Annotated in this window: 5 protein-coding genes; 2 read left to right on the top strand and 3 right to left on the bottom strand. The window is 67.4% G+C overall.

What is annotated here, in order from left to right:
• Window positions 1-284 precede the first annotated feature (284 nt).
• The gene (locus B7L92_RS37120; RefSeq protein WP_255311328.1) at window positions 285-575 is read right to left on the bottom strand and encodes a hypothetical protein; all 291 of its coding nucleotides are present in this window, start codon (window positions 573-575) and stop codon (window positions 285-287) included.
• 921 nt (window positions 576-1496) lie between these two features.
• Here B7L92_RS37120 and B7L92_RS37115 point away from each other — a divergent pair.
• Together B7L92_RS37115 and B7L92_RS44005 are read left to right on the top strand one after the other, a co-directional pair.
• Entirely contained in the window at window positions 1497-2888 is a 1392-nt protein-coding gene (locus B7L92_RS37115; protein WP_081241533.1) for a trimethylamine monooxygenase, read from the top strand.
• 77 nt (window positions 2889-2965) lie between these two features.
• Window positions 2966-3211, top strand: a complete 246-nt coding sequence (locus B7L92_RS44005) for a hypothetical protein (RefSeq protein WP_218030500.1) — start codon at window positions 2966-2968, stop codon at window positions 3209-3211.
• A 489-nt stretch (window positions 3212-3700) separates the two neighbouring features.
• On the opposite strand, the gene B7L92_RS40825 is transcribed toward B7L92_RS44005, so the two are convergent.
• Window positions 3701-3841 carry a hypothetical protein gene (locus B7L92_RS40825; RefSeq protein ID WP_159461091.1) on the bottom strand — a complete coding sequence of 47 codons (141 nt, stop codon included), beginning with the start codon at window positions 3839-3841 and terminating at the stop codon, window positions 3701-3703.
• Window positions 3842-4748: 907 nt separating this feature from the next.
• On the bottom strand, window positions 4749-5150 hold the full coding sequence (locus B7L92_RS40450) for a hypothetical protein (protein ID WP_143626470.1): 402 nt from the start codon (window positions 5148-5150) through the stop codon (window positions 4749-4751).
• Window positions 5151-5690: the final 540 nt, after the last annotated feature.

Here is a 5690-nt window from a genome sequence, read left to right as displayed (position 1 = left end):
GCGGCGGCGTTCCGGGGTGAGGCCGGCGGTGCCTGCCGTGACCGAGTCGGCGTCGGCCTGCCCGCCTCGGGTGCAGCCAACTCTCCGTCATCAGGGAAGAGATTGAGCGACAAGCTGATGGTGTGTCGTCAACCGGTGACATCGATTCGCATCGACATTGATCATGAGAAAGCGTCGCGAGTGGCTTCCGGACTCACGTCGAAACGACGTCCCGGGGGAGTGACACAGCCAGGCCCTTCGCCGCAGCACGGAGAAGGGCCTCGGGGAGTTGTTGTCCCGGTCCATCAGGGCGCCGCCTCCGGGCGGTGAACGGGCCGGCCGATATCGGAGGGCCAACCGGGACGGAACCGCTCGACGAAGTCCGCGAAGTCGCTGTGCGGACACCGCGCGTCGGACGGCTTCAGCCGGATCTGCCGGCGGTCATCAGCCCACCAGAGCTCAAAATCGGTGACCGTGCCCTCCACCGGCCAGTCCTTGGCCTCTTCTGGCAGCAACACGACGTCGACGAAGCCCCCCACACTCAGGCCGGTGTCCACGAAGATCCCGATCGCGCCGGGCCGGGGAACCTTGACCACCGCGCGCAAAGACCTGCCCGAACCGTAAGTCCTCGCGGATCCGCTCCCACCGGGCATCTGCCGTCACACCCCGGATCATCGCATCCTCGTCCGGGCCGCGAACCAACCGGCAACCACCCGCTGTAACGCGTCGGCGGGCCGAGCCCACCGCCCCACGCCGCGCCCCCGCACGGCGGAACGGCCCGGCACACGGCCGGACCAGGGGACGGCAGCCGCACCTGTGGCCGGCCGCGGGTGGGGACGCGGCGTTGCAGCGAGGGCGCCGGTGCTGCTGGGCTTCGGGTCGCGGCGGCCCGCCCCTGCGCCGCCGGCACCGCCCGCACGGCATGAGTCCCCCTGACACGACCGCCGTGCGGGCGAGGCGTTTCCCGCCCCGCATCCCCCTTTGCAGGGGCAGGCAGGCCGATCCCTGAGGCGCCCTGACACACCTTCACTCGGACAAGACGGAGAACCAGATTACGGATCCGCTTCTTTCTGCATCTCGGAGGAATGAGATTGCGCAGACCGGGAAGGAGTTGCGGTCCGGCACATTTCCGCCAAGGCGCCATCCGCCCTTTCTGCCGCGTTGCCGACGTGAAGTTCAAAGGGCGAAGATAGGCAGGGCGACGACCTTCACGGCCGGCCCGGCGGACGACCCCATCGCACCCGACGAGGAGGCGAAGGTACAGGTCATCCGCCGAGAGTGGGGCTTGGTGTCGACCTGCAGCCACATGGCCGGACCGGCTGTCGCGTCCCGCACCTCCGACGGGTTGACACCGTTGATTGCGGCAGCAAATTAGCGTAACTGGGTCAATCCTGCTACGGTCAAAAGAAATCTGCCTCTCTGGACCGGTCGATGCGTGCGGATTCTGGCGGCCGGATGCCTCCGTCCTGCCCGTGAGGGTGGGTGCGGGGCCGCATGGCGAAAATAAAGGGACATACGTGACGAACAGAAAAAGAGTAGCGATTGTCGGTGCCGGCCCCTCGGGCATGGCTCAGCTGCGGGCTTTTGAGACCGCAGCGCGCGCGGGGGCGGACATCCCCGAGATTGTCTGTTTTGAAAAACAGGCTGACTGGGGTGGCCAGTGGAACTTCACCTGGCGCACCGGACTCGACGAGTACGGCGAGCCCGTGCACTCGAGCATGTACCGCAATCTGTGGTCGAATGCGCCGAAGGAAGCGCTGGAGTTCGCTGATTACACCTTCGACGAGCACTTTGGTCGCGCCGTCTCCTCATACCCGCCGCGCCCGGTTCTGTGGGACTACATCGCCGCCCGGCTGAAGAAGACGAACGTGCGCGATTTCATCCGTTTCCAGACCGTCGTGCGCTGGACGGAATACGACGCCGAGCGTGAGGTCTTCACGCTCACGGTCGAAAATCTCCCCACCGGAGAAACGACGACCGAGGAGTTCGACCATGTGATCGTCGCCAGCGGCCACTTCGCTTTCCCCAACGTGCCGCACTTCCCTGGCATCGAGACCTTCCCCGGGCACATCGCCCACGCGCACGACTTCCGCGGCGCGGAAGCCTTCAAGGGACAGGACGTCCTCGTCGTCGGCTCCAGCTACTCGGCCGAGGACATCGGCAGCCAGGCGTTCAAGATGGGCGCACGCTCGGTGACGGCGAGCTACCGTTCCGCGCCGATGGGCTACGACTGGCCCGAGGGATTCGAGGAGCGCCCCGTCATCAAGCGCATCGAGGGCAACACGGTCCACTTCGCCGACGGCACCTCGAAGCACATCGACGCCGTCATCCTGTGCACCGGCTACCTGCACAAGTACCCGTTCCTGCCCGACGAGCTCGCGCTGGCCTCCCCGAACAACGTGTACCCGGACGGCCTCTACCGCGGGGTCGTGTGGCAGGACAACCCGCGTCTGGCCTACCTCGGCGCGCAGGACCAGTGGTTCACCTTCAACATGTTCGACGCGCAGGCCTGGTACGTACGCGACCTCATCCTGGGCCGCGCCGAGCTGCCGTCGGAGACCGAACGCTCCGCCTCCATCGCCGAGTGGCGGGAACGTTTCGAGAAGCTTTCCTCGGACGCCGAAGAGGTCCGCTTCCAGGCCGACTACGTGCGTGATCTGCTGCGGCAGACGGACTACCCCGAGTTCGACCTCGACCGGGTCGTCGAGATCTTCCTCGCGTGGAAGCGCGACAAGAAGGCCGACATCATGGGCTACCGCGACCGTGTCTACCGCTCGGTCATGACGGGAACCCTGGCCGCCAAGCACCACACACCGTGGCTCGAAGAACTCGACGACTCGATCGAGCGCTACCTCGCCGAGGACCTCGCCAAGACTCCGCAGAACGCTGAGCGCAGCCTGGCGGCGTAACTCCCCGAGGTCGGGGGCAGACCCCACTACGGTTCAGGGGCCCGCAGCGAGAGCTGCTGGGCCCCTGAACCGTATCCATGGCGTGGGCACGACTGGGGATTCGCCTCGGCATCGGCGCGGCCCGCTCAAGAACCCTGGCCTCCGTGATCCGCGCAGAACGCAACGACCACTCCCGGTATGTCGTGGAACAGACCTTCGCCCTGCTCCACCAGTCCAAGCGCCTCGCGGTCCGATGTGAGCGCCGTACCGAACTCCACGATGCCTTCGTCTTCCTGGCCTGCAGCCTGATCTGCTGGAGACGCCTCAAGAAGACCCGATCATGATCGTGTTACGAGCTTTGTGCCGAGGAACGCACTCTCCTCAAGCGGCAGTGGTAACCGGTGCATTGGCACTGGACCGACAGCACGGTTCCCCTGCACCGCCTCTGATCGCGTAACGCGGCCGAGCTCGCCTCATGAGACGGGCGCCCTTGCTCGTGTTGCCCTGCACCACCGACTCCTGGGCCGGCTGGCCCGGGACACCGTCCACGACCGCATCGGCATCCTGCAGGTCATCGCCCCCGACACCGACACGACCACCCCCGTCGCCTGGCTGCGCCCCGGGTGGCGGCACCGAGTGGACCACACCACCCGCGGCGATCGTTCCCGCCGACGCGCCCACCGCACATTCCGCCCGGCAGGAGCCCGCACCTCGGACCGGCGGGCGCGGCCGATGACGGCGGCGTCCCGGGCACGCCGCAGCCACCGTGGCCCCGGCCGTCCGGCTCCGCGCACGACCGGCCACGACCGAACGGATGCCCGGCCGGTGCCGGGTCACAGCGGAGGCAGGCCGCGCTCGTGGCCCTCGACGCCGTAGTGCTCGAGCATCCGCGACACCCGCTCCCGGACCGACCCGCGCAGGTAGGGGATGGCGCTCTCCAGATACGGCCGCGCATCCAGGAGGCACTCCAGCACCTGGAAATGGACGGCGCCGCGCCGATGCCCCCGGCACCGTCGTAGATGTCCTCCACGAAACCGAAACACCGCTGCAGCAGATCGCTGTCCGGTTCCGCGTGCTCCAGGGCCGGCAGGAGAACCGGCCTCGTCAGGAGGTCGAGCAGGTTCTCATACAGATCAGGCCCCGTGTCGGCTGTCGGCGGCGCCTCACCCTGCCCAAGTCCGTACTTCTCCGCGACCAGAGGCCGGGTCTCCGGAACGCGCTCGACCAGGAAAGCCAGGACATCGTCGTCGGCGATCCCAGCGCCGCCCATCACCGTCATACGAGGACGATAGGGCTGCCGCCCAGCGCCTGCGCGAAGCGGGGCACGGCCACGCGGATCCCACCACCGCGCATGATCGGCCGAGGAGTTGCGCGCGGCGCTCGAGGATCCTGACACGCTGCAGGCGGTGCAACAGAAGATCGCCGAGGTGGAGGCGGCCACGCGCCAACGCCTTGAGCAGACTGCCGCGGCCCTCGAGGCTGCCCTGCCCGGCGGCCCGGAAACATCCCGCACCCGCCGACCGGGCGTGAACGACGCCGCACAGCACGCCGCCCGGCAGGCCCAGACGCTCACGGCACTCCCTCGCGGACCCCGACCGTAGAGAGACGGCAGCACGATGACGCCGTGGTCCAACTTCGGGGACCGGCCACGGCATCACCGCGCAGGACAACCATCAGTGCACCAACTGCAGGCCCTGGAGCAACACGGAATGACGAAGCCGGCACCGCGTCTCGTTGGCGGGCAGGCAGCCGCGCCGGGGTACGTCCTGCGAACGCGCGAGCGGTAGTGGGCCGGGTAGCGGGTGGCTTGGGCAGGACCTGCTTCGCCCCGCCAGCGGGCGGCATGGAGGTGCTGTATGGAGAGGCTCTCACGAGTCCTCATCAACCCCGGACGTGCTGGGTGCTGAGCAACTGCGAGACACGCTGGGGTGAAACTCCCAGGACGTGCGAGATGTCCCTGCCGGTCAGGCCGTGCTTGTTGAGCGCTGCTGCTGTGCGTCGTAGCTCGGCTGCGGCCGCCACTTGGGCCTTATGGGCGTCGATGGTGGCTTGTGTCGCTGCCCCGACACGTTGGTTGAGCTCGTCGCCGAGGTCGATCTTGAGTACGGCCCCATGCTCGGCTCCAGGAACTTTGGCTGCCTCCATCAGGATGCGCCCATGCTCAGTCGCGCCTTCCAGACGCCGTACGTAGGCCGGTTCCACTCCCTTCATATGCAGCACCCAACCGTCGCCTGCTCGACGTGCGACGATCTGAGGTGGTTCCACCATCTGTCCAGCATCCATGCCAACTCCCTGAACCCGAAGCGAAGTCAATAATCCATCCCCTCTAGTCGAAAGCATCTAGGGGGGGCTGGATGGTTGTTGGATCGGGGAGTGGGCTTACTTACCTGGTTACGGGAACCAGCCCCGATTCACTCCGGGGTCGAACGCCGAACGGCGCCTCCAGAACCTCCATGCGGCGGGCGTCGGCGATCCGCTCGCCCACCGCCTCCCGGGGGAGGGGGCGGGCGACGAAGTCCTGACGGCTGCGAGGTTGCCCGCCGTGTGCTCGCTGAAGTTCGACTGCTTCGGCGAGCTGGTCGGTGGTGGTGCAGGATGCATCGAGCCGGAAGCCACCGGTGACCTCGCCGCGTTCCTTGCCCGCGCAAGCTCGTGGCACAGCATTCGCACGGCCAGACCAGGCCGAACATGAAAAAGGCGGGGTACGTCCCACACTCAAGCGGGCAGCGTGGCGAAATTTCCCGCCACAGTGACCATTTCACACAAAACCCAGGTCAACGGCCTTGCCTCGGCAACCGTCCCGCATCATCCCGCCGCGCGGCG

The sequence above is a fragment of the Streptomyces viridosporus genome, assembly GCF_002078235.1.
In the GTDB taxonomy this organism is placed as follows: Bacteria; Actinomycetota; Actinomycetes; order Streptomycetales; family Streptomycetaceae; genus Streptomyces; species Streptomyces viridosporus.
The sequence above is the reverse complement of the archived record's forward strand: the minus strand, read 5'-3'. Positions and strand labels throughout refer to the sequence as shown.

Excerpts from the sequence above, each read along its gene's own strand:
- B7L92_RS44005 (WP_218030500.1), top strand. The coding sequence starts at position 2,966 with ATGGCGTGGGCACGACTGGGGATTCGCCTCGGCATCGGCGCGGCCCGC.
- B7L92_RS40450 (WP_143626470.1), bottom strand. The coding sequence starts at position 5,150 with ATGGATGCTGGACAGATGGTGGAACCACCTCAGATCGTCGCACGTCGA.